At 52.0% G+C, this 23,371-nt stretch carries 17 protein-coding genes; 8 read left to right on the top strand and 9 right to left on the bottom strand.

The window, feature by feature from the left end:
• Nucleotides 1-84: 84 nt before the first annotated feature.
• Entirely contained in the window at nt 85-675 is a 591-nt protein-coding gene (locus tag GC097_RS30835) for a GNAT family N-acetyltransferase (RefSeq protein ID WP_171687091.1), read from the bottom strand.
• Nucleotides 676-806: 131 nt separating this feature from the next.
• On the opposite strand from GC097_RS30835, the gene pdxR reads away from it, so the two are divergent.
• Together pdxR and GC097_RS30825 are read left to right on the top strand one after the other, a co-directional pair.
• Nucleotides 807-2,309: a MocR-like pyridoxine biosynthesis transcription factor PdxR gene (gene pdxR / locus GC097_RS30830; RefSeq protein ID WP_171687090.1), complete on the top strand. Its 1,503-nt coding sequence runs from the start codon at nt 807-809 to the stop codon at nt 2,307-2,309.
• Between the two features lie 77 nt (nt 2,310-2,386).
• Nucleotides 2,387-3,826, top strand: coding sequence for an NAD-dependent malic enzyme (locus GC097_RS30825; protein WP_171687089.1), 1,440 nt, complete (start codon nt 2,387-2,389; stop codon nt 3,824-3,826).
• Between the two features lie 234 nt (nt 3,827-4,060).
• Here the strand turns inward: GC097_RS30825 and GC097_RS30820 are convergent, their stop codons facing one another.
• Both GC097_RS30820 and asd read right to left on the bottom strand, forming a co-directional pair.
• Nucleotides 4,061-5,314, bottom strand: coding sequence for an MFS transporter (locus GC097_RS30820; protein ID WP_171687088.1), 1,254 nt, complete (start codon nt 5,312-5,314; stop codon nt 4,061-4,063).
• Nucleotides 5,315-5,343: 29 nt separating this feature from the next.
• Complete coding sequence (asd, locus tag GC097_RS30815; protein ID WP_171687087.1) at nt 5,344-6,132, bottom strand: archaetidylserine decarboxylase; 789 nt, start codon at nt 6,130-6,132, stop codon at nt 5,344-5,346.
• A gap of 195 nt (nt 6,133-6,327) precedes the next feature.
• On the opposite strand from asd, the gene GC097_RS30810 reads away from it, so the two are divergent.
• On the top strand, nt 6,328-6,624 hold the full coding sequence (locus GC097_RS30810; protein ID WP_171687086.1) for a transposase: 297 nt from the start codon (nt 6,328-6,330) through the stop codon (nt 6,622-6,624).
• Between the two features lie 16 nt (nt 6,625-6,640).
• On the opposite strand, the gene GC097_RS30805 is transcribed toward GC097_RS30810, so the two are convergent.
• Nucleotides 6,641-6,961, bottom strand: a complete 321-nt coding sequence (locus GC097_RS30805; RefSeq protein WP_171687085.1) for a hypothetical protein — start codon at nt 6,959-6,961, stop codon at nt 6,641-6,643.
• Between GC097_RS30805 and nagZ the strand changes: the two genes are divergently transcribed.
• Complete coding sequence (nagZ, locus tag GC097_RS30800; protein WP_171687084.1) at nt 6,960-7,967, top strand: beta-N-acetylhexosaminidase; 1,008 nt, start codon at nt 6,960-6,962, stop codon at nt 7,965-7,967. The two genes, GC097_RS30805 and nagZ, sit on opposite strands and share 2 nt — an antisense overlap.
• Before the next feature lie 98 nt (nt 7,968-8,065).
• Here nagZ and GC097_RS30795 read toward each other — a convergent pair whose 3' ends face one another.
• On the bottom strand, nt 8,066-9,166 hold the full coding sequence (locus GC097_RS30795) for a YheC/YheD family endospore coat-associated protein (protein WP_171687083.1): 1,101 nt from the start codon (nt 9,164-9,166) through the stop codon (nt 8,066-8,068).
• Between the two features lie 224 nt (nt 9,167-9,390).
• Here GC097_RS30795 and GC097_RS30790 point away from each other — a divergent pair, with 224 nt between their 5' ends.
• The 4 genes from GC097_RS30790 to GC097_RS30775 all read left to right on the top strand — a co-directional run bounded on the left by GC097_RS30790 (nt 9,391) and on the right by GC097_RS30775 (nt 19,529).
• A complete protein-coding gene (locus GC097_RS30790; protein ID WP_312875752.1) occupies nt 9,391-10,557 on the top strand; it encodes a glycosyltransferase family 4 protein in 1,167 nt (388 codons plus the stop codon).
• 104 nt (nt 10,558-10,661) lie between these two features.
• On the top strand, nt 10,662-17,057 hold the full coding sequence (locus GC097_RS30785; RefSeq protein ID WP_171687082.1) for a WIAG-tail domain: 6,396 nt from the start codon (nt 10,662-10,664) through the stop codon (nt 17,055-17,057).
• Between the two features lie 170 nt (nt 17,058-17,227).
• Nucleotides 17,228-18,361, top strand: coding sequence for a glycosyltransferase family 4 protein (locus GC097_RS30780; protein WP_171687081.1), 1,134 nt, complete (start codon nt 17,228-17,230; stop codon nt 18,359-18,361).
• Between the two features lie 25 nt (nt 18,362-18,386).
• Nucleotides 18,387-19,529, top strand: a complete 1,143-nt coding sequence (locus GC097_RS30775) for a glycosyltransferase family 4 protein (protein WP_312875751.1) — start codon at nt 18,387-18,389, stop codon at nt 19,527-19,529.
• Nucleotides 19,530-20,000: 471 nt separating this feature from the next.
• Here GC097_RS30775 and GC097_RS30770 read toward each other — a convergent pair whose 3' ends face one another.
• From GC097_RS30770 to GC097_RS30755, 4 genes are read right to left on the bottom strand one after another with little or no spacing between them, the layout of a single operon-like run.
• Nucleotides 20,001-20,969: a GDP-mannose 4,6-dehydratase gene (locus GC097_RS30770; RefSeq protein ID WP_171687080.1), complete on the bottom strand. Its 969-nt coding sequence runs from the start codon at nt 20,967-20,969 to the stop codon at nt 20,001-20,003.
• A 25-nt stretch (nt 20,970-20,994) separates the two neighbouring features.
• Complete coding sequence (locus GC097_RS30765) at nt 20,995-21,765, bottom strand: hypothetical protein (RefSeq protein WP_171687079.1); 771 nt, start codon at nt 21,763-21,765, stop codon at nt 20,995-20,997.
• Between the two features lie 13 nt (nt 21,766-21,778).
• Nucleotides 21,779-22,558, bottom strand: a complete 780-nt coding sequence (locus GC097_RS30760) for a hypothetical protein (RefSeq protein WP_171687078.1) — start codon at nt 22,556-22,558, stop codon at nt 21,779-21,781.
• Nucleotides 22,559-22,569: 11 nt separating this feature from the next.
• Nucleotides 22,570-23,346 (bottom strand): hypothetical protein, encoded by a 777-nt coding sequence (locus GC097_RS30755; RefSeq protein WP_171687077.1) that lies wholly within the window; start codon nt 23,344-23,346, stop codon nt 22,570-22,572.
• Nucleotides 23,347-23,371 lie beyond the last annotated feature (25 nt).

Below are 23,371 nucleotides of genomic sequence, written 5' to 3'. Positions count from 1 at the left end.
TCATTTTTTGCAGTTATTATACCACTTATGCTTACGTACGTCACGGCGTGAAACAATTATTTTTGGAAATGATTGCTTCTTAATCTAGACCCGCACCTGATTTAAAAATCCCTCTAACCGCAGCTTCACATCCGGCCATTCGCAAGCAATGATGCTGAACATGACCGTGTCTCGCACAAAGCCGTCATGAAGCACGCGATGTTGGCGGAGTACGCCTTCTTTTTGGGCGCCTAAACGCATAATTGCCGCTTGGGAGCGCTCGTTTCTCAGGTCTGTTTTGATTTGAACACGCAGCAGATCTAAAGTTTCGAAGCAATGCTGCAGCAGCAAATACTTGCATTCGGTATTAATTCTAGTCCGCCACACACGGGGGTTGTACCAGGTATGCCCGATCTCTACGTGGCGATTGGCGGAAGAATAATCGAATAGACGCGTGCTGCCGACGAAGGTGTCGGTTTGTTTGTCATAGACGGTGTAAGGAATGCCCAGACCTGCTTTTTGCTCATCGAGTGCTTGACGGACAAACTGTTCAACAGCTGAAAGGTGAAGCAGCGGGGTCATGTAAGCAAAGATGGCGGGATCCGAGGCTGCCTCTGCAAGACCGCTAATGTGGGATTCCTGCATGGGCAGCAGAACGACTTGTGTTCCTTCTAAAAGGATAGGCTGGAAATTCATTGGCATAATTCTCCTTGTCAAAGTGTCAGATATATGAGATTTTAGTTAGCATAATAGAATATTGGAGTAATAAAAAGATCCAATTTGTGCGTCTTTTTGTATACCAATTAAACGAGGAAGGAGGAGTAAGTATGGAGTTTCACATCCCTTATCACGCCTATCGAAATCAGTATGCAGGCAAATATGCCGCTCTGTATCATGCTCTGCATGACAGCATCCTGGCGAATAAACTGCACTGCGATACGAAGCTCCCATCGAGCCGCGAGTTGGCTGCTCTATATGGGCTGTCGCGGGGAACGGTTAATCAGGTCTACGATATGCTGATTGCTGAAGGGTATTTGCAGGCTGAAGTTGGTAAAGGAACTTTTGTCGTCTACAGCGGGGAGCAGGAGAAACGGCAGCCGTATAAGGGGAAGGATATTCGGCTTTCAGACTGGGGGGTGCGGGTTTGTGAGGCGGAGCGGGATTGGCGTGGGCGCGGGCAGAGGAGAGAGCTAGGGCAGGAGCAGGAGCAAGAGCAAGAGCGAGAGCAACTGAGAGAGATTTCGTTTGTGATGGGTCGGCCGCACTTGGATGAGTTCCAGCGGGAGCTGTGGAACCGCGGGATGTATGAGCAGGTGCGGCGGATGACGGAGTCGCCGCAGGAAGAGGCTTACGTCGCCGAGGGGCATTATGCGCTTCGCGAAGCGATCGCACAGCACCTTAGGCGGATGCGCGGCATCGATGCACCGCCAGAGCGCATCGTCATCGTGAACGGGTCGATGCAAGCGATCGCGCTGCTGACCCAGGTGCTCGTGAACGAAGGCGATCCCGTCATCGTGGAGCGCCCGGGTTACCAAGGCGCCAGCCGCGCTGTGCTGGCGGCCGGCGGGGTGCCCATCCACGCGGATGTGGATGGGCAGGGGCTTGTCCCGCAGCCGTGGAACGCACGGCTGCTTTTCGTGACGCCCAGCCGCCAGTTCCCTACGGGGGCGGTGCTGGGCCTGGAGCGCCGCCAGCAGCTGCTGGGCTGGGCGGCGGAGCAGGGCGCTGTCATCGTCGAAGACGACTATGACAGCGAGTTCAGGCACCGCGGGCGGCCGATTGAGCCGCTCAAGGTGCTGGACCAGGAGGGCCGAGTGGTCTACATCGGCACCTTTTCCAAAACGATGCTGCAGGACCTGCGCATCGGATATGTCGTGCTGCCGGAGGCGCTGCACGACGCTTTTGTGGCCGCGAAGCGGCTATACGAGCCGCACCCTTCGGGGCTGCTCGAACAGCGCTCGCTCGCCGCTTTCATGGCGAGCGGCGGCTACGAGCGGCACCTGCGGCGCATGCGGCGGGTGTACGCGAGCAAGTTCTTGCTCCTGCAAGCGCTGCTGCAGGAGCGGCTCTCCACCCTCTTCGAATGGGTGGAGAGTGATGCGGGGCTGCATCTGTTCGGCTGGTGGCGGGGAGACGCCCGCACTTATGCCGCTTATGCAGCTGAGTGCCGTAAAGCCGGCGTCACATGGAGCGATGCCGGCTCCTACGGCATCCCCGAAGGCAAAGCCGGGGCATGCTTTGGGTTTGCCCATCTCACGGAAGAGGAGATACGCCTCGGCGTTGCCGTTCTGAGTGAGGCATATGAAATTGTCACAAAATCACCAAAATGATTTTGGCATGGTTGTCAGAGTATGCTATGATCTAACATGTGGTCAATTAATCATTTTATTGTAGGAGTGATCCCGAAATGGCAGGATTAAATGGTGGAGGCACAAGCGTGATTGTGCGTTTGGAAATACATAAAGAAACAGTCACATTTGGGAAAATTGCTACAGCCATAGGCGATGCAGGAGGCGATATCGTCGCGGTTGACGTAACGCGAGCCAGCAAAACAACAACAACACGGGATATTACCGTTCAAGTAAGCGACCCGGAACATACCGAAGCTATTGTTGCAGTATTAAAGGGAATTCCCGGTGTTCGGCTAATTAATGTCTCCGACCAAACGTTCCTTATGCATTTGGGCGGCAAAATTGAAGTCACTCCGAAAATGCCGATTAAAAATCGGGACGATCTGTCCCGTGTATATACGCCGGGAGTCGCCCGTGTTTGTATGGCGATTCATGAAGATCCGGCTAAAGCGCACTCGTTAACGATTAAACGAAATACGGTTGCTGTCGTATCCGACGGGACCGCGGTACTTGGGCTGGGCAACATCGGACCGGAAGCGGCGATGCCTGTAATGGAAGGGAAAGCCATGCTGTTCAAGCAAATGGCGGGCGTTGATGCGTTCCCGATCTGTCTCGATACACAGGATACAGAAGAGATTATCCGTACCGTGAAAGCAATCGCACCTGCGTTCGGCGGCATTAATCTGGAGGATATCTCCTCGCCGCGTTGTTTTGAGATTGAAGAACGATTAATTAATGAGTTGGATATTCCTGTATTCCATGATGACCAGCACGGAACTGCGGTCGTTATTCTTGCAGGCTTGCTTAACGCAGTCAAGTTGGTAGGCAAGAAGCTGGAGGATTGTAAAGTAGTCATCACGGGTATCGGTGCGGCAGGAATTGCTTGTACCAAAATGCTGCTTGCTGCTGGCGTCACCAACGTTGTAGGCGTAGATCGTCAAGGCGCGATTGTCCGCGGAGAAAGCTATACGAATTCTGCTTGGGACTGGTATGCGAACAATACGAATCCTTTTTCACAAAAAGGCACCTTGTCTGATGTGATTGCCGATGCTGATATTTTTATCGGTCTTTCGGGCCCGGGCGTGCTTAAAGCCGACGATGTGAAGAGAATGGCTGTTGATCCGATCGTTTTCGCCATGGCTAACCCGACACCAGAAATTACGCCGGAAGAGGCGGAGCCATATGTACGCGTAATGGCGACAGGCCGCTCGGATTATCCGAACCAAATTAATAATGTGCTTTGCTTCCCGGGGATTTTCCGCGGCGTGTTGGATTGCCGTGCTTCCCGTATCACGCAGGAAATGAAGCTTGCCGCTGCTAAAGCGATTGCTTCTGTGGTAAATGAAGATGAGCTGAATGAATATTACATTATTCCGAGCGTATTCAACCATGCAGTCGTTGAAAAAGTGCGCGAAGCGGTAATGGAAGCCGCCTATGAATCAGGTGTGGCCCGCCGCCGCAGTCAGCGTGAGACGCAAGATTCCCACCACGAATAGACGTGATGAACATAGCAGTCCGGTGCAGCTCTTAGAAGAGCGCACCGGGCTTTTTTTGCTGTTTGGGGACAGCCCCGCTCCCCGACCGTGATTCCCTGCTCCCCCAGTGCGTAGCAATCTGCATAAAATAAGCCGCTCCCCTAGATTCAGCAGTCAATGCTGGATCAAGAAAAGCGGCGTGTGCTTCACAGCCTTGCCCAAGCAGCTATTTCGAGCCTGCTGAGCAAGGTTTTTTTAAATCTCTTCCTCTGTCCATTCTCTTAACTTGCGATCAGACGGAAGCAGGAAGGTTAGAATGCCGAGGAGTGGCAGATACGCGCATAATTCCATCACTTTCGTCGTTCCGATCGCGTCGCAGAGATTTCCAAGCACTACACTGCCGATACCGCCCAGTCCGAAGGCTAATCCGGTAATCAGTCCGGATACGGTCCCTACTTTTCCAGGGAACAGCATTTGGGCGTAAACAACGGTGACAGAGAAGCTGGATAACAGAATTACACCAATGACGACGAGTAAAATATAAGACCAAGTCATGCCGACATGCGGCAGCATCAAGGCGAAAGGCGCTGAGCCCAGCATGGAAAAGAAAATGACGTTGCGCTTACCGAATCGGTCTGCGAGCGGGCCGCCAAAAAAAGTTCCCACCGCGCCAGCCGCGAGGAACAAGAAGATGAAGTCCTGCGCACGGTTAATTGACATGCCGTAGGTATCCTGCAGGAAGAAAGCGAAGTAGCCGCTCATTGCTGCGCCGTACCAAGACCGAATGAAAACAAGAAAGATCAATACGTAAATAGCGAACATCACGCGTTTGCGGTGTACGGGATTGACGGTCCGTTTCACGGCGGACTTGGCTTTGACCGGAGCAGTGACCAGCACGGATTTGTACCAGCGGGCAATATACAGCTGTACGGCAATCGCGACCGCTGCAACGCCGGTGAACCAGATGGACCCGAAGAGTCCAAGCGGGATGAAAATCCACTTGGTCATGACCGGCGCCAAGGACTGGCCGAAGTTGCCGCCGACCTGGAAGATCGACTGCGCGAGACCTTTGCGCCCCCCGGCAGCCATATGCGACACCCGGGAGCCTTCCGGATGGAAAGCGGCTGAGCCCAGCCCGACAAAGCATACGGACAGCAGGACGACCCAATACGAATGAGCGAAAGCCAGCAGCAGCATCCCCGTTAATGTAGATGCCATGCCGATCGGCAGCATATAGGGAGACGGCTTGCGGTCCGTATATAGTCCGACAACGGGCTGCATGATGGAAGCCGTGAAATTGATAGCGAACTGTACCCATCCAACCTGGGAATAGCTTAAGCCCATCTCGCTTTTCAGGATCGGGAAGATCGCAGGAATAACAGATTGAATCGAGTCGTTCAGCAAATGGACAAGGCCGATTGCAAATAAAATTCGGTACACAGTCGGTTTAATATCTCCGGTGCCCTGCAAGCTTTTGGAGCCGGAAGACGGTGTTGTAGTGGCAGCCATGATGCGCTCCTCTCGTGATAGCGAATCCTCTATTTATCCAGGAAACGACCGAGGTCTTCTCCCATTTTCACTTTGGATCCAAGTTTCAAGTCAGGGCGAGGTTCAAACATATCATCTTCAAAAAGGAGCACGACGGTTGAGCCGAATTCGAAATAGGCTAGTTCTTGACCGCGCTCCAATGTTTTGGGGAGAGGCTTAACGTATTGAATCGAGCTTACATTCAGCGCCCCGACCTTTACGACCGCAACTTCACCCGCATTATGCTGAATGAATGTGATTAATCGCTCATTTCGGCTTAGTACCCGCTTCATATGGCGAAGGCCGAATTCGTTCACGGGATACACTTTACCGAGTACATGCTCTTTCTCAAGGATGTCTCCCGTTACCGGCGAATGAATGCGGTGATAATCCGTTGGGCTTAAGTACAGGACGAAATAGAATCCGTTTTTGTAATTGACCGTACGGGGCGAGCGATTCAGCAGCTCCTCAATCGTATAGTCTTGACCTTTGACATTGACGATCAAGCCTTCTTTAATGTCGCCGATCCCTGTAATCATGGCATCAACCGGACTGACGACGCGGGTTTGGTCTTCGTGAATCGGGCGTAATCCCGGTTTTAAGCGGCGAGTAAAGAAATCATTCAAGGATTTATAATCCTTTACATGCTTCTCAGCATCTTCAATACGTATACCGTAGGTTTGGGCAAAACGAGGAATGAACATCCTGCTTGCTTTGGACCTGGCAAAAGCTCCTGTCACTTGGGATACCCATTTGCGTGAGGAGAGCTCGGTTAGCAATTTAAAAAACGGTTTTGACATTAAATTAACTCCTGTTCATTCGTGGTTAGGCAAAGATCCCTATATATGGTTCTTCGCTAATCTTGCCACAGAAAGGTAAAAGAATCAATTGTCGAATGGAGAAGGAACGGCAAGGTAGGTGGCTAAAAAAACAGCCTGAAGGCTGTTTGAGGTGAAATATGCTTGTCAATGCTATTAATGAGGTGAACTTGCACAATGTCTTTCATGATCGTGCTGTTAATATGTTTGATCCCGGCTTGTATGTTAATTGGTGCTTGGCTTTTTGCGACCTGCCGTATTTTGTTTCATTTGTTGGCAGTGGTGAGCGCGTATGCGTTTGGTATCATTACCGCATTGGCGGTGTATGAGATTTTGCGGGACGATACGGTATTTATGACGAATATTCATGCTGTTTTCAAGAATCGGTTATTTCTGATGAGCGGAGCTTATTTAGGAAGCTATGGGATCTACACGCTGTGGATATGGCTGTTTCGGGAGCTTAGGAGCGAGTAGCCCGTGACCGCGGTAACTATTTCATTTTCGGATCGTCTATTAAGTATGACGGAAAAAAAGAGGCAGGAGCGAACGTGAAACGTATGAGTTCTAGATTAATCAACAGTACGGTGTGCGCGGCTGCGTTATCTTTGCTTGTGATCGGATGCACGTCCCATCCAAAAGATAATGCTCCGCCAGCCGGATCTGCTTCGCTGGCGCCATCTTCAGCGGCTACGACTGTCCCAACACCGGCATCAACACCGACACCGACTCCGGTACGAACTAGCAATATGACGATGTCGTTGGACGAGAAAATCGGGCAGATGATCTTCGCAGGCATAGATGGATACGGCATGAATGCAAATACCCAAGCGCTGCTTGCAACGCGCCGCGTGGGCGGCATTATTTTATACAAGCCGAATATAAAAGATTCAAGCCAATTGACTTCGCTGGTGAATGAACTGAAGCAAAAGAATGCAACGAATAAGCTGCCGCTCTGGATCGGCGTGGACGAAGAAGGGGGCAGGGTGACACGCCTGCCGGACGAGATTAAGAAAACGCCAACGAATCAAGAGATCGGCAAGAAAAATAACAAGCAGTTTGCCTATAATGTTGGCAGCTTGATAGGTTCTGAGCTTCGCGCGTATGGGTTAAATGTCGATTTCGCTCCGGTTCTGGATATCAACAGCAATCCGAAAAATCCGGTGATCGGCGACCGTTCTTTTGGCGCGAGCGCTTCCCTCGTGAATACGCTGGGCATGCAAATGATGAAAGGACTTCGGGATCAGCAGATCGCATCCGTCGTCAAGCATTTTCCGGGCCATGGGGATACATCTGTCGACTCGCATGTGGGGCTGCCTGTTGTTCAGAACGATTTGAACAGGCTGCGCAAATTCGAATTGCTTCCATTCGCGGAAGCTGTTAAACAAGATGCAGATGCCGTGATGGTTGCCCATATTTTGCTGCCAAAGGTGGATGGCCAGAACCCGGCATCGATGTCGAAGAAAATCATGACGGACTTGCTGCGCAAGGAGATGGGCTTCCAAGGAGTGATCATGACCGACGATATGACGATGGGCGCCATCGAAAAAAACTATGATCTCGGCGCTTCCGCCGTGAAATCGGTGTTGGCAGGAGCGGATGTGATCATGGTCGGCCACGATTACAATAAAGTCGTCACGGTTATCGAGGCGCTCCGTAAAGCGGTTCAGGACAAGCGAATTCCGCAGGAAACGATTGATCAGAGTGTGGCGAGGATTCAGAAACTGAAGCAAAAATACAAGCTGAAGGACGAGAGCGCAGGGCCGGTCGATACCGCTGCTCTCAATAAGGCTGTACAGCAAGTGCTGAATACGAAATAGCATACCATCCATTAAAAGGGGTACCCCTTAGTCATGTTTTGACTAGTGGGACACCTCTTTTTGATTGTGCAATTTTTGCTCTGAGTTCGTGAAGGGGGCTAATACACAGGCGTGCCGCCGCCCAACAAAAATTTGGCATAAGCCATCGGATTATAGTAGGTTGCTTTCCATGCTTCCAGCATATTTCCTTCCCGGAAGCTATAACGCTGATCCTTGCCGTTGCATTCAATGAATAACGGATAGCCTGCGGTGGTAATCCCGACATCCAGGCCAAGATCCGCCAAATGCGGCAGATGCATGCTCAAAAACTTCGCTACCCGGAGGGCGAACGCTGTAATTTGCTCAAACACGGCAGACGGGTCAAGAGACGGATACTCGGCTGCCAAAATATCGGTCAATGTCTTCACTTCGCCACCCTGTGCGACATTGGTCAAGAAAAGCTTGTGGGAAGCGACTTTGGCGACGATCCCCGTCACGCCCCAATCGCCGGAGGCCCCGCGCTGCACCGCTATGCGCAGATCGAAAGGACGGCGGTCGTAGGTAGCCAGAGGCAAGCGCTGCTGCACGAGATAGGCGCGGCTTTGGATTTTGCGCAGCAGGGTGAGGGGCAATTGTTTGCGAAAGCGGACCTCCCGCCAAATTTTATTGTTGATTTTGAGTGTTGCGGGATAAATAAGCTGCCAGCCGGCGGGAGTCCGATCCATTTTCATAACGCCGCGCCCGATGCTAGAGTTTGTAGGTTTAATAATGATAGAGTCATAGGCGCTCATCATGACTTTCATATTTTTGAGGGTAGCGGGGAAGGTGGCCGGCAAATGGGGTCTAATGACTTCATCCTGGAGCAGTATTTCGTGAATTTGCAGCTTGCTGTACCGATTCCAACGGTTAAAAACGTGAATGCCGTGCTGTGTCCAGCTTTCCAGCTCCTGATCCGAACCAGGGTCCAAATAAACGGCCCGGTTATGAATCACTTTCGGCATGTCAATCCATTCCCGAATATAGTGAATTCCTCTTTGCACATAGGCATGAACTCTCATCGTATGGATGTGAACGTCTTGCATGCGGAAGTAGCAGGGGGTAATGCCAAATTGTTTGCCGGCGTCACTGTAGAAATGAATGGCTTCATATTTTGTGTTCCCTAGGGGAATGCCTGCGTACAAGGAATCGTTAATTAATATACCCACATAGGGATTAACCATCAGCTTCACTCCTTAGCGGTCTTCGCCAGAAAAACTGGCATCGAGAGCCTATTAATCTGCATTGTGCCAACGCGGCGACATACGCTAACGGCTCCAATACAGCTTATGGAAAAGCTGTGCAGCTTGTTTGTACGGATGCCGATACTTTTGACACGGTGGGGGCAGATGCCCAAACTTTGCTTCTATATCCGCATATGTATAGAAGAAGGAAGGGGGAGTTACATGTGAGCCAGAGACCTATGCGTGTTGTCATTGTTACGCCAGGTGCTTTTCCCATTCCCTCAGGAAAAAGCTCTTCCGTTGAGCAAGTTGTCGAGAAAACTGCCGAGAAGCTCGTGAAATTCATGCCCGTTTATGTACTGGGGAGAAGAACGGCGTATCAACCAAAGAGTGAAGTACGGGGAGGATGCCGCTATATCAGAGTGCCATATAGGGGTTCTCGTTCCTATATTTCCGCCGTATCTCAACAAATTGCCAAGCTGAAGCCCGGCATTATTCAGGTTGAAAACCGGCCGCACTTCGTCCACATTTTGCGCAAGCGTTATCCAAGAAGCATGATTAGTCTGGTGCTGCATTCCAAAATATTTATTTCCAAGCCGTACATCTCAAAGAAATTCTTAAGAGCATGTTTAGCCGCAGCAGATGTCGTTATCGTTAACAGCGATTATATGAAACAGGCGGTGCAGGAGAAGGCGCCGTCTGCCGCACATAAAATTGTCACGCAGCATCTGGGTGTGGACGTTTCCAAATTTACGTCAAGATGGTCCCCGGAGGGAAGCGAATCTCGCATCAAAAAGCTTCAGGAGCTAGGCTACGAGAACCGCAAAATTATCCTCTATGTAGGACGGCTTATCCCGAGAAAAGGCGTGCATCATCTCATGAAAGCGATGAAAACCGTGATCGAAAAGGAACCGGATGCGGTTTTAATTCTAGTCGGCGGCGCCTTCTATGGATCCAAGAGGTTGACGGAATATGTGAAAAGCCTGTATCGGGAAGGGAGCAAGATGCCACAGAATGTGAAGTTTATCCCCTACATGTCGCATGCCGATATCCCGAAATGGTTCCAACTTGCAGACGTTGTCGTCGTTCCTTCCGGAGAAGGGGAAGCTTTTGGACTTGTGAACATCGAAGCGATGGCTTCCGGAGTCCCCGTCGTAGCGACAAACTCAGGCGGTATTGGTGAGGTTATTAAGAGCGGGACTGTCGGATATTTAGTTGATTTAGATAAAGTGGAATCGGACCTTCCGCGTTATTTACTGCGTCTTTTGGCAGATGGAGAGCTGCGTCGAGCCATGGGGGAGCAAGGCATTCAGCGCACCCAGCAATTGTTCACGTGGGATAAAGCAGCCGAGCAGCGGCATGACTTATATAAGGACAAATTGGGGAGGTAACTATTTATCTGGGTGTCCGCACATTTTTACGGGCTAACGTACATCTATTATTCAGCTTGAATATGTTACAAAAGACCAATTTATGTGGAAATGGAGAGGAGTCTATGAGTAAGCGTAAGAGCAGCAGCAACAGAGAGAGGCCTTATGTGCAAAAAGTGAACTCCCGAACGAATGAGCTGAAATGGCTCGACGAAAGTGAACCGCCTTCACCTGCTCCGGTTAAGCAGGAGAAATTGGAAGCAACCCCCAAAGCGATTCCTCTCGCTGAGCCGAACATCGCCAAGGCGTCGACAGCGAAAGGAACGATTGTTGAGACGGGCAAAGGATACAAACTACCTGCTTCACAGGTCAACGTATCTCACACTTCAGTGCCCGCCCCACCGCTGCTTATGCTCTCTGAGCGTAAAACGGGCAAGTTCGTAAATCCGGTCGTGTACACGGATGATATCGTGGAAGAGGCGGTAACATGGGAGAAAATCGCTAATCGTTCGGTGGACGAAAGTAAAATCAAGCCGCAAAGCATCGGCACGAAAGTGATTAAGGATTTCGCGGTCGATCAATCGAAGCTGGCGCAAGCGAGTGTGACGCGAGATAAGATCGCGGGTCACAGCATTCACGATGAACATGTGGCTCCGCACAGCATCTCCGGCGAGAAAATACAGGATCAATCGATTCCGGGCAGCAAGCTGCTGGATAACAGCATTACAGCGGATAAACTCGCCGATCAAACGATTGATTCCTTTAAGCTGGCGGACGGTTCTATTTTATCTCAGCATTTATCCGAGCTTGTGATAACGAATGAGTTGATTGACGACCAATCGATTTCAGCGGACAAAATACGCAGCGGCGCCGTTCAGGCGAAACATTTATCCAATTACAGCATTGACACCGCCAAACTGATGGATGCTGCGATCACAACGGATAAGCTAAGGGATCAAGCGGTTACGGAAGAAAAAATTGCGAATGAGAGCATCTGCTCCGTTCATTTCCAACATAAAGTTATTTTCAACGAGCATTTGGCGGATGGCAGCATCCAGAGCCACAGTATTGCGCCGGGACAAATTGGATCTATTCATATCGCGGATGCCGCAATTGAAGGTTATCATCTGGAAAGTCATGTGATTACGGAGGATAAACTGGCGCAAGCGTCGGTCACCGAGGAAAAGCTTGCCAATCAAGCGGTTACGAATCAGAAAATCGCCCCTCAATCCATCGAATCCAAGCATATCGTCAGCGCTTCGATCCGAACGGAGCATCTTGCAGACGGTTCCGTCCAGGCTTCGCATCTTGCTCCCGGCGCGATACAAGCCGGGCATCTGGCCGAAGGCTCCGTGCACGCCAAGCTGATTCAGGATGGCTCTGTTACATCGGCCAAACTGGCTCCAAATACGATCGAAGATAGGCATATTCTTCCGAAAGCGGTACAGAGCGGGCATCTCGCAGACGATATCATTTCAAACGTGAAGCTGCAGGATGAATCGATTACTTCGTCGAAGCTGGCTGAAAGTTCAATTGAAGGCAAGCATATCCGGCAGCAGGCGATTCAGAGCGGACATCTCGCAGACGACAGCATTTCAAACGCAAAGCTGCAGGATGAATCGATCACTTCCTCGAAGCTGGCGGAAGGCTCAATCGAAGGCAAACATATCTGGCAGCAGGCGATTCAGAGCGGACATCTCGCAGATCATATCATTTCAAACACGAAGCTGCAGGATGAATCGATCACTTCCTCGAAGCTGGTTGAAAGTTCGATTGAAGGCAAACATATCCGGCAGCAGGCGATTCAAAGCTGGCATTTGGCTGACAGCATCATCTCCGGCTCGAAAATCCAAAGCCAGTCCATCGGATCAAGCCATTTAACGGAGAAAATAATTGAAGAAAGACATATTAGCGAAGGAGCCATTTCGCAGTTTCATTTGGCCGAACGCATTATTTCTTCTTCCAAGCTGGAAGAAGGAGCTGTGACGAACGACCTGTTGGCGGCAGGCAGCGTGGATACATCGAAGCTGAAGGAACAAAGCGTGACATCCGATAAGCTTGCTGCAAATGCAATCACGACGGAACACCTGCAGCAAAGCATTATTGGCAGCGAGCATTTAACAGATGGAGCGGTGCTTGGCAAACACGTTTCGCCGGGGACGATTGGAACGGCGCATTTGCAACCTGGCGTCATTACGAGTGAGAAACTGGGCTTAGGGGCAATTCGCTCCGAGCATATCGGGAATGGCGTAATTGGCGAAGAGCAAATCGGGTATTCGGCGATTCATCGCGATCACCTTGCCGAGGAGGCCGTAACGACTCAGCATTTGCAGGATCAAACGATCACGACAAGCAAAATTGCGGAGGAAGCTGTGACAGGCACCAAAATAGCTTCCATGTCCATCGACTCCCGCCATCTGCAAGAAAATAGTATCGACGGCAGTCATCTTAAGCCTGGGTCGATTTCGTCCCAGCACCTCGCGGACGGCTCGATTACGCTTAATATTTTTGCTGATCGGAGCTTAGACGGAACGAAGCTGATTGAGCAGTCCATTACAGGTGAAACCCTTGCCCAAGGAGCGGTGACAGAAGATAAACTGGCGAGCGGCGCAGTTGGCCCGCAGCATCTGCAGCCCGGAGCGGTCTCGGCCCGGAGCTTGCAGGAGCAAGCCGTAACGGCAGGCAAACTAGGCGATAATGCCGTTACAGAAGCTAAGTTAGCCGACGCCAGTGTAACGGGCCGCAAAATCTCCGGCAAATCCGTGCATAGCGAGCATATCGCAGACGGTGCTGTCACTGCGGCGAAGCTGGCTAACGAGAGCATCCATGGCAGCAAACTGGTTGCCGGCGCGCTGAGTTCAAGGCATATCGCCGATGGCGCGATCAGCAGCGCGAAGCTGGCTGCGCGGGCCATCAGCAGCGAGCATATCGCCGATGGGGCTGTCACCGGCGCCAAGCTTGCGAAAGAAACTGTCGACAGCTCGAAGCTGACTGCAGGTGCGGTAACCGGCGATAAACTGGCGGACGGCTCGGTCAGCGGAGCAAAGCTGGGAATTGGCGTTATCGCCAATGAACATCTGGCTGCGGGAGCGGTCGAGAACAGCAACTTGGCGGCGAATTCCGTGGATGGCACCAAACTGACGCTAGGCGCAATCAGCAACTACCACCTTGCGGATAGTTCCGTGTATGGCGCGAAATTGGCGACAGGCAGCGTGGACAGCAGCAAGCTGACGGCAGGCAGCGTGCATCATGAGCACATCGTGGACAGAGCCATTGACGGGAGTAAGCTGGCGAAAGGCAGCGTGGATGGCAGCAAAGTGGTTCCAAACGCAATTGGGCGGGAGCATCTTGCAGACAGCGCCGTTGATTCCGCCAAGTTGGCTGAAGGGGCTGTGCATCGAAACCATCTGGCCGCAGGAGTCATCGATGTGTCAAAGCTCGCGGATAACAGCGTAATTAGCTCCAAACTGGCGGACGGCGCGGTAACAACGGAGCACTTGATCGACGGAGCGATCAGCGGAGCGAAGCTGGCGCCGGGCAGCGTGGATGGCAGCAAGCTGGTATCCGGCGCTGTTGCCGGCGAGCATATCGTGCCAGGCGTCGTAGACGGAAGCAAGCTGGCGGCTGGCAGCGTTGACGGAAGCAAGCTCGTGGATAACGCCGTGAGCAGCGAGCACATCAGCGCCGGCGCCGTGACGGGCGCGAAACTGGCGCCGGACAGCGTAGATGGAAGCAAGCTGGTATCCGGCGCTGTAAGCAACTATCACCTCGCAGACGGCGTGGTGGATGCTGCGAAGCTAGCGGCTGGCAGTGTCGACGGCAGCAAGTTGACAGCAAGCTCGGTGAGCGGCAGCCATATCGCGGATGGAGCGATAGATAGCAGCAAGCTGGCAGCAAACAGCGTTGACAGCAGTAAATTGTCCCCGGGAGCGGTGACGGGGGACCACTTGGCGGACGGCGCGTTGTTTGGCGCCAAGCTGGCGGCAGGCAGCATTGATGGAAGCAAGCTGGCCTCCGGCGCAATCAGCGGCTATCACTTAACCGCTGGCAGCGTGGACGGCAGCAAGCTGGCTCCGGGCAGTGTCAATGCCGGCAAGTTGGCAAACGAAAGCGTAGACGGCACGAAGCTGGCCTCCGGCGCGGTAAGCGGCAATCATCTTGCGGAGGGAGCTGTGGACGGCAGTAAGCTGGCAGCCGGTTCGGTAAGCGCCGAGCATCTTGCCGAGGGGGCTTTGGACGGCGCTAAGCTGGCGGCGGGCAGCATCGATGGCAGCAAGCTGGCCGATCGTGCTGTGAGCGGCGATCATCTTGCTGAAGGAGCTGTAGACGGCAGTAAGCTGGCGGCTGGCAGCGTAGACAGCAGCAAGCTGACCCCGGGAGCGGTGACGGGGGATCACGTGGCCGATGGCGCGTTATTTGGCGCGAAGTTGGCGGACGGCAGCATAGACGGCAGCAAGTTGATCTTCGGCGCAGTGAGCGGCAGTCATATCGCGGATGGTGCGATTGACAACAGCAAGCTGGCAGTTGGCAGTGTGGACGGCAGCAAATTGTCTCCGGGAGCGGTGACAGGGGATCATGTGGCGGACGGCGCATTGTTTGGCGCGAAGCTGGCGGAAGGCAGCATAGACGGCAGCAAGTTAGCGTCAGGTGCGATCAGCGGCCATCACTTATCCGAAGGCAGTGTCGACGGCAGCAAGCTGGCAGCGAATAGCGTAGACGGCAGTAAGTTGATCTCCGGCGCAGTGAGCGGCAGTCATATCGCGGACGGTGCGATTGACAACAGCAAATTGGCAGCGAATAGCGTAGACAGCAGCAAGTTGTCCCCGGGAGCGGTGACGGGGGATCATTTGGCTGATGGCGCATTGTTTGGCGCGAAGCTGGCGGAAAGCAGCATAGACGGCAGTAAGCTAGCGAGAGGTGCGATCAGCGGCTATCACATATCCGAAGGCAGCGTGGACGGCAGCAAGCTGGCAGCAGGTTCGGTAAGCGCCGAGCATCTTGCCGAGGGAGCTTTGGACGGCGCTAAGATCCAAGCAAGCAGCATCGATGGCAGCAAGCTGACCGATCGTGCTGTGAGCAGCAATCATCTTGCTGACGGAGCTGTAGACGGCAGCAAGCTGGCAGTTGGCAGCGTGGACGGCAGCAAATTGTCCCCGGGAGCGGTGACGGGGGAACATGTGGCTGACGGCGCATTGTTTGGCGCGAAGCTGGCGGAAGGCAGCATAGAAGGCAGTAAGTTAGCCGCAGGTGCGATCAGCGGGTATCACTTAACCGAGAGCAGCGTAGACGGAAGCAAGCTGGCAGTTGGCAGCGTGGACGGCAGCAAATTGTCCCCGGGAGCGGTGACGGGAGATCATGTGGCTGACGGCACATTGTTTGGCGCGAAGCTGGCAGAAGGCAGCATAGACGGCAGTAAGTTAGCGGCGGGTGCGATCAGCGGCTGGCACTTATCCGAGGGCAGCGTCGACGGCAGCAAGCTGGCAGCCGGTGCGGTCAGCGCCGAGCATCTTGCCGAAGGAGCTTTGGACGGCGCTAAGATCCAAGCAAGCAGCATCGATGGCAGCAAGCTGACCGATCGTGCTGTGAGCGGCAATCATCTTGCTGACGGAGCTGTAGACGGCAGCAAGCTGGCAGTTGGCAGCGTGGACGGCAGCAAATTGTCCCCGGGAGCGGTGACGGGGGAACATGTGGCTGACGGCGCATTATTTGGCGCGAAGCTGGCGGAAGGCAGCATAGACGGCAGTAAGTTAGCGTCAGGTGCGATCAGCGGGTATCACTTAACCGAGAGCAGCATCGATGGCAGCAAGCTGGCAGTTGGCAGTGTGGACGGCAGCAAATTGTCCCCGGGAGCGGTGACGGGAGATCATGTGGCGGACGGCACATTGTATGGCGCGAAGCTGGCGGAAAGCAGCATAGACGGCAGTAAGCTAGCGAGAGGTGCGATCAGCGGCTGGCACTTATCCGAGGGCAGCGTCGACGGCAGCAAGCTGGCAGCCGATTCGGTAGGCAACGAGCACCTTGCCGACGGTGTCTTGGACGGCTCTAAGATCAGGGCCCAAAGTATCGATGGCAGCAAGTTGGTGTACGAGGCGATCACCAGCTTCCATCTGTCCCCGAACAGTGTAGACGGCAGTAAATTAGCTGCCGGCACGGTCAGCGGGGAACATCTGACTGAAGGGGCCGTAGACAGAACGAAGCTGGCAGCAGGCAGCGTGGATGAGAGCAAGCTTAGCTTCCATGCCATACAGGTTCCTCCGGTTAAGAAAGCTGTCGTTCAGCAATTCGGGCTCGTTCCTTTTGAATTAAAAGTTCAGGATGAAATTGTGGAAATATCGATCCTCTTTGACGAACCGTATGCCGATGTCAATTATGTTCTGACTGCGACAACCAGCCACCCTGCCTGTTACGCGGTTATTAAGCAAAAACAAACGAACACTGCGCAGTTGAACATTGTGCGATCCCGCTTTTCGCCGGATGCGTACGGCATCATTAACTGGATTTCCGTAGGATCAAAAGCTTAACTTCTTCGAAGGATCATGCCTTTATGCATGGTCCTTTTTTTGACCTTTCTCTTTGAGTGAGGTCGTGTTTAGCGGAGCAGATTTTGATTTTGTACAAACATTTATGTGTCTTGACGAATAGAATAGAGAAACGCTGTAAAACATTTATCCGCGATGAGAGGAGGACTTTCATGAAAATTGCCTTAATCTGCCCGGATTCTCTGCCTTGTCCACCGATCAAAAGCGGAGCCATTGAATTATTGATCGACCGGATAGCTCCAAACTTAACCAAGCTAGGTCACTCGGTTACGGTTTTTTCTATTCAGGATTCTTCCTTTGATAATGATGAGTGGATAAATGGCGTCAGATTTATTCGTTTTCGCAAAGCCCAATACTTCAAGGAAGTGCAGAGCTACTGCAGCACGCACTCATTTGACATTATTCAATTATTTAACAAACCGAATTGGGTTGAAGACATGAAGAGAGCAGCGCCGGATGCCCGTGTTTTTTTATCGCTTCACAACTTGTTGCTTAAGCGCCAAAGCGATGATCAAACGCTTCTGAACGCCTTCCAATTAGCCGATCATATCCTAACTGTCAGTCAATTCGTTGAACAGGATATTCTCAAGGTAATTCCTACAGTCGCAAGCAAAATTTCGACCCTATACACGGGGGAAGACCCCAAGCGGTTTACGCCTCATTTCAGCAAGAAAGGTAAAAAGATCGCGGAGAAGCTAAAGCATGAATTGGGTATTCCTGCTGATTTCCACGTTGTCCTCTTTGTCGGCAGACTGCTGCCTAAAAAAGGGTGCCACCATCTGATCGAGGCGATGAAGACCGTTATCAAAAAGCATCCCAAAACCGCCTTGGTCATTGTCGGAAGTAAATGGTATGGTGACCGGACCGTCAGCAATTATGTGACGAGTCTCCAAAGAAGGGCTCAGGCCGTGTCCGCATCTATCTATTTTACCAATTTCATGCCGGTAGACAGGCTTCCCAGCTATTATACGATGAGCGATCTGCTTGTTTGTCCTTCCCAATGGCAGGAGCCGTTAGCCAGGGTGCAATACGAAGCTATGGCTGCAGGAATACCGGTCGTCAGTTCAAACCGCGGAGGAAATCCGGAAGTTGTTCAAAACGAGAAAAACGGTTACATTATCGATCTTTATAACACACCGGAGGCATATGCCCAGGCCATTAGCACGTTGTTAAGCAGCAAAGCGAAGTGTGACAAAATAGGCCGCGAGAATAGGAAGCTGATCGCAGAGCGGTACAATTTTGAAAAATACGCCTGCTGTTTATCGGAGCTGTACGAAGCCAAATGAACCGTATAGGATTGGAGTGAACAGGGTGAGGATTGCCTTGATTTGTACGGAAATGCTGACTGTTCCTTCGATAAGAGGAGGAGCTATTCAAATCTTCATCGATGGTGTCATTCCTTATTTAAGTGCGAACCATGAAGTAACGGTATTTTGCATAAAAGACAACGCCCTTCGCGATCGTGAGGTTGTAAAAGGCGTAACCTACATTCGGGTTGAGAAGAACAACTACTTAATGAATGTAGCCAGAGAGCTGAAAAAGCTAACGGCAGGCAACCGGACTTTTGACGTCATTCATGTGTTTAACCGGCCACTAAACGTGCCCGTCATCAAGGAAGCTATGCCTGGAAGCCGGATTGTTTTGAGTTGTCATAACGAGATGTTTCGCAAAGAAAAGCTGCCGGATGACAAGGGGCGCCGTGTTGTAGAAATAGCCCACAACATCATGTCCATTTCTAACTATATCGGAAGCACAATCGTGAATCGTTTCCCTGAGGCTGCAAGCAAGGTGAAAACGGTCTATTCCGGCATTAATTTGGATCGGTACAAACCGATTTGGAGAGAAGACGCGCAAGCGGAACGAACGGCACTGCGCAAGAAATACGGCGTCGAGAATAAAAAGGTTGTGCTGTTCGTTGGAAGGCTATCCGCTAACAAAGGGGCTGATGTATTGCTGCGGGCGATGCAGAGGGTTATCCAAAAGCATGAGGATGCCGTGCTGGTCATTGTCGGAAGCAAATGGTTCAGCGATAATCGCGTAACCGGGTATATTTCCAGTCTGCGAAAGCTAGGCAATTCGCTGGGCACAGACAGAGTCGTCTTCACAAACTTTGTGCCTCCGAGCAAAATCCCTTCCATCTACCTGTTGGGGGATGTGTTCGTTTGCAGCTCGCAGTGGCAGGAGCCGCTGGCGAGAGTGCATTATGAGGCCATGGGCGCAGGCCTTCCGATCATTACGACGAATCGCGGGGGAAATGCCGAGATCATATCGAACCACAAGAACGGTATTGTCATCAGTGCCTATACGGATCCGTGGGCTTTTGCCAATTCGATCAGCCACATCTTCACGCACCCTTCGAAAGCGAATGAACTAGGCAGGGCCGGCCGCAAATTTGTGGAAGGCAATTATGGGTTCCAGCATGTCGCCAAGCGTTTGCTGGAATTGTATGTATAGCTTGCGGATAGAAGGAGATAAAGCGATCGCTGAAAAATCCCCGATGTTAGGTGCTGAGACGTCGTTTTTCAGCGTAAAAGTAGGCGGAGAGGGCAAAAGGTTGAAGTTAGCGCTGTTAAAACAAGCTTAAATGTGGGAAGGGGATTCCCTTCCCTGGGCGACGGTAGGAAGATAACTGGAAAATCTCCCCCTAAACCGCTCGAAAGATGGCCTCGCAGGAAAATAAAAGGAAAAAACTCCCGTTAATTTGACCGGATTTCGTAGACTCTCACGAAATCGGTGCAAATAGAGGGAGTTTTTCCGGCTAAATGCATCTTACGAGCTTCTGCAGTCAAATTAGAGGGGATTTTTTCCTTTATTTTGACCAAAGAAGCATAACAGCCCTTTGCCTCGGCAAGCAGTGGTAGCCGTGAGCTTGTGCCAGTGTTTAGCATGCAGCGGGAACAGCCGGCATATGCGAGTGTTCGGCTTTTATGCCAGCGGCTGGCTTTCCTCCAGCCACTTCACAAATCGGCCAATGCCCTCCTCCAAGCTCGTAGACGGCGTGTAGCCGAGGAGACGATGCGCTTTCTCGAAGTTGGCCCATGTCCGGGGGACGTCCCCGATCTGCATCGGCTTCCACTCAATGATCGCTTTCTTGTTCATCGCGTTCTCCAGCACCGTGATAAGGTCCAGCAAGCTGGTCGGATGGTCGTTCCCAAGGTTGAATACTTCGTAGCCGGGATGGTCGAAATCGATGGATCTACGAATGCCGTTTACGATATCGGCTACATACGTATAATCGCGACTCGTTGTGCCGTCTCCAAATAAGGAGATCGGCTTCCCCATCGCCATCTTTTTGGCAAACAGATGAATCGCGAGGTCCGGCCGCTGCCGGGGACCGAAGACGGTGAAGAAGCGCAGCGCGACGATCGGCAGGCCGAAACAATGGCTGTAGCTTCGGCATAAGGCTTCGCCTGAAGCTTTGGTGGCGCCGTACGGCGAGGCGATGAGCAGGGTGGGATCGGCTTCGGAGAACGGCACCTTGTCATTCAGGCCGTATACAGAACTCGACGATCCAAAAACAAACTTGGAGACGCCGTATTTGACCGACGCATCGAGCAGGTTGACCGTGCCTGCAAGATTGACGTCGACATATATGCTCGGGATTTCGAGCGAGGGACGGACGCCTGCTTTGGCTGCCAGATGGACGACTGCGTCCGGTTTCCAGGAGCCGAAAATCCGGTCCATGCCGGCTCTGTCCCGAATATCGGCTTCCACTAACTCGTATCCGGGCGAGCGCAAGTGCTGCCGGATGTTGTTCTCCTTCACTTTGCGATCGTAGTAGTCGTCAAAATTATCGATCACAAGCACTTCGCAGTTGCCGTCCAAGAGGAGAGAGTCCACCAGGTGGCTTCCGATGAACCCTGCCCCTCCAGTAACCAGAATCCTTTGTTTCATCATGGTTTCCTCCTAGGCCTCCAGATCATAATGCGCTTATCCAGGCGCGTACGGATTCGTCTTTGACCGGATGGGCGAACATGACTTCTGATTTCTGTGAGGCATGTTGAATTTCTTGCAGGGCGATATTGGGCCGGTAGCGGAAGCACTGCCTGTTCTTGCTGGGGTACTCCTGGCATCTGGCGCCGCACTGCATGGCAAGCGTCATGTATAAGATTTCCCCCAGAGCAAAGACATCCGTCTTGGCCAGGATTTCTTCCAGCATCGGCTTGTTAACCCTCGCGATCATGCTCCGCACAAGGCTATGGCGGTAAACCTGCATCGGGTTGAACGTGCCGTAGAAGTGATGGCTTTGAAAAAACGGCTGCCAAAGCCCCCATTCCTTCCACATGCCCAAAGCGGTTGTCCAATTGCTTTTGTGAGGCGTCTTCTCTGTCTTCAAAGCCTCCACTAAACAATCGTAACCCTCCATGTGATGGTTCAAAAAGGCTTCAAAGCCGTCGTGAATGAACATCACGTCATACTCGGTATAAACCAGGTACTCATACGGAATTCGCATATCTTCCAGCCATCTCATGACGTCATAGAAGAATCTTCCGGTTCGTCCTCTTCGCAAAGGCCTGCTGTAGGGACAGTAGAGGACGTGTTCGCTCTGGCACACCTCTTTGCCGAAGCTCCGGTCACTGCCGCCGTTATACAGCACGATAAAGGCATTCGGGTTAAACCTGCGAAGATTTCTAATTTGTTGGCGAAGCGCAGGTTCGTTCTCGTGTGCTAACAGAGCGAAACAAATCATGCGGCTTCCTCCTCTATTTTTTTAGGTTGAAAATCCAGTCGCGCACTTCGGCGTCTTTGACCGGATGAACGAACATGACTTCAGGCTTCAAGCTGGCCTCTTTGGCATCCTCCAAGCGAATACGATGGTACACGCGGAGGTATTCGACGCTCGGCTTAGGATAAGCCTTCATGCGGCCGCCGCAATTTTTGGCCAGCGTAATGTAGAGCATCTCACCCAAGGCATACACATTCGTATGGGTGAACAGCTCTTCCAGCATCCCTTTGTCAATGACGGATAGCATTTGCTTCAGGATGGAACGCCGGTACACTTGCATCGGATTGAAGGTGCCGTAGAAATCTTCCCGCTTGAAGAAGGGCTTCCAGCGGCTCCATTCCTTCCACATCGTTTTGCCGGGAATCCACCAGTTGCGCCTCGCGCTCTTTTCGTGCCGAATTAATTTCACCAGGCCGTCATGATCCTTGAGTTCACTCTCGACCATTTGTTCAAACCCGTAATTGACGAACATCACGTCATACTCCGTATAGACCAAATAGTCGTAGTTGACGTTACTATCCTCCAGCCACCGCATCACGTCGTAGTAGAAACGTCCGGTCTTTCCTTTCTGCAGCGGCCTGCTGTACGGGCAGTACATGACCTTCATTTTTCTGCAAAGGGCTTTGCCGAAGTTCGCATCCTGTCCGCCGTTGTACAAAACAATGAGCACGTTATTCGGATTATATCTGCGAATGTTCCGGATTTGCTGGCGAAGGGCGTTTTCGTCGGCATGCGCTAATAGTGCAAAACAAAGCATGTTTCCGCCTCCTAGGATTGGTTGAAAATCCACTCACGCACTCCGGCGTCCTTCACAGGATGGACGAACATAACCTCCGGCCGTTTTTTGGCTTCTTTGATTTCTTTCAGCGTGATGGCCGGTCTGAACCGGAGGAACCGTTTGGTATTATCCCCGTAAATTTTACATTTGCCGCCGTATTTTTTAGCTAAGGTAATGTACAGCATTTCCCCGAGACAAGGAATATTCGACGAATCGAACAGCCGCTCCAGCCGCTTCTTATTGAGTCCGGCGAGCATCTGTTTAATAATGCCATGCCGGAAGACCGACATCGGGGAGGAGGTGCGGTAGAAGGAATCGGAGTTGAAAATCGTCTTCCACCGTTCCCAGTCTTTCCACATGTCTTTAGCCGGAGGCCACGAGGCTTGGTTCGGATCGACTTCTTTGCGGATCATTTTGATAAGGCAATCGCAGCCTTCCATTTTGCCCAGCAGGTACTCCCGAAACCCCGAGTTGACAAACATGATGTCGTATTCCATATAGACCAGGTATTCATATTCAACCTTTTTATCCTCGAGATATCTCATGACATCGTAGAAAAACCGGCCGCTGGTCCGCTGCTGCAAAGGACGGCTGTAGGGGCAGTACATGACTTTTTCTTCTTCACAAATCTTTTTGCCGAAATTCGCATCCTGTCCGCCATTGTAGAAGACGATTTGGACGTCCTGAGGGTTATATTTGCGAATATTTCGGATTTGATTCCGCAATGCATGTTCGTCCTCGTGGGCTAACAAAGCCATACAAATCATGAATGCAGCCTCCTCTGCCTATACG

The sequence above is a fragment of the Paenibacillus planticolens genome (assembly GCF_013141725.1).
GTDB lineage: Bacteria > Bacillota > Bacilli > Paenibacillales > NBRC-103111 > Paenibacillus_E > Paenibacillus_E planticolens.
The sequence above is the reverse complement of the archived record's forward strand: the minus strand, read 5'-3'. Positions and strand labels throughout refer to the sequence as shown.

Excerpts from the sequence above, each read along its gene's own strand:
- GC097_RS30835 (WP_171687091.1), bottom strand. The coding sequence starts at position 675 with ATGAATTTCCAGCCTATCCTTTTAGAAGGAACACAAGTCGTTCTGCTG.
- pdxR (WP_171687090.1), top strand. The coding sequence starts at position 807 with ATGGAGTTTCACATCCCTTATCACGCCTATCGAAATCAGTATGCAGGC.
- GC097_RS30825 (WP_171687089.1), top strand. The coding sequence starts at position 2,387 with ATGGCAGGATTAAATGGTGGAGGCACAAGCGTGATTGTGCGTTTGGAA.
- GC097_RS30820 (WP_171687088.1), bottom strand. The coding sequence starts at position 5,314 with ATGGCTGCCACTACAACACCGTCTTCCGGCTCCAAAAGCTTGCAGGGC.
- asd (WP_171687087.1), bottom strand. The coding sequence starts at position 6,132 with ATGTCAAAACCGTTTTTTAAATTGCTAACCGAGCTCTCCTCACGCAAA.
- GC097_RS30810 (WP_171687086.1), top strand. The coding sequence starts at position 6,328 with ATGTCTTTCATGATCGTGCTGTTAATATGTTTGATCCCGGCTTGTATG.
- nagZ (WP_171687084.1), top strand. The coding sequence starts at position 6,960 with ATGAATGCAAATACCCAAGCGCTGCTTGCAACGCGCCGCGTGGGCGGC.
- GC097_RS30805 (WP_171687085.1), bottom strand. The coding sequence starts at position 6,961 with ATGCCGTATCCATCTATGCCTGCGAAGATCATCTGCCCGATTTTCTCG.
- GC097_RS30795 (WP_171687083.1), bottom strand. The coding sequence starts at position 9,166 with ATGGTTAATCCCTATGTGGGTATATTAATTAACGATTCCTTGTACGCA.
- GC097_RS30785 (WP_171687082.1), top strand. The coding sequence starts at position 10,662 with ATGAGTAAGCGTAAGAGCAGCAGCAACAGAGAGAGGCCTTATGTGCAA.
- GC097_RS30780 (WP_171687081.1), top strand. The coding sequence starts at position 17,228 with ATGAAAATTGCCTTAATCTGCCCGGATTCTCTGCCTTGTCCACCGATC.
- GC097_RS30770 (WP_171687080.1), bottom strand. The coding sequence starts at position 20,969 with ATGAAACAAAGGATTCTGGTTACTGGAGGGGCAGGGTTCATCGGAAGC.
- GC097_RS30765 (WP_171687079.1), bottom strand. The coding sequence starts at position 21,765 with ATGATTTGTTTCGCTCTGTTAGCACACGAGAACGAACCTGCGCTTCGC.
- GC097_RS30760 (WP_171687078.1), bottom strand. The coding sequence starts at position 22,558 with ATGCTTTGTTTTGCACTATTAGCGCATGCCGACGAAAACGCCCTTCGC.
- GC097_RS30755 (WP_171687077.1), bottom strand. The coding sequence starts at position 23,346 with ATGATTTGTATGGCTTTGTTAGCCCACGAGGACGAACATGCATTGCGG.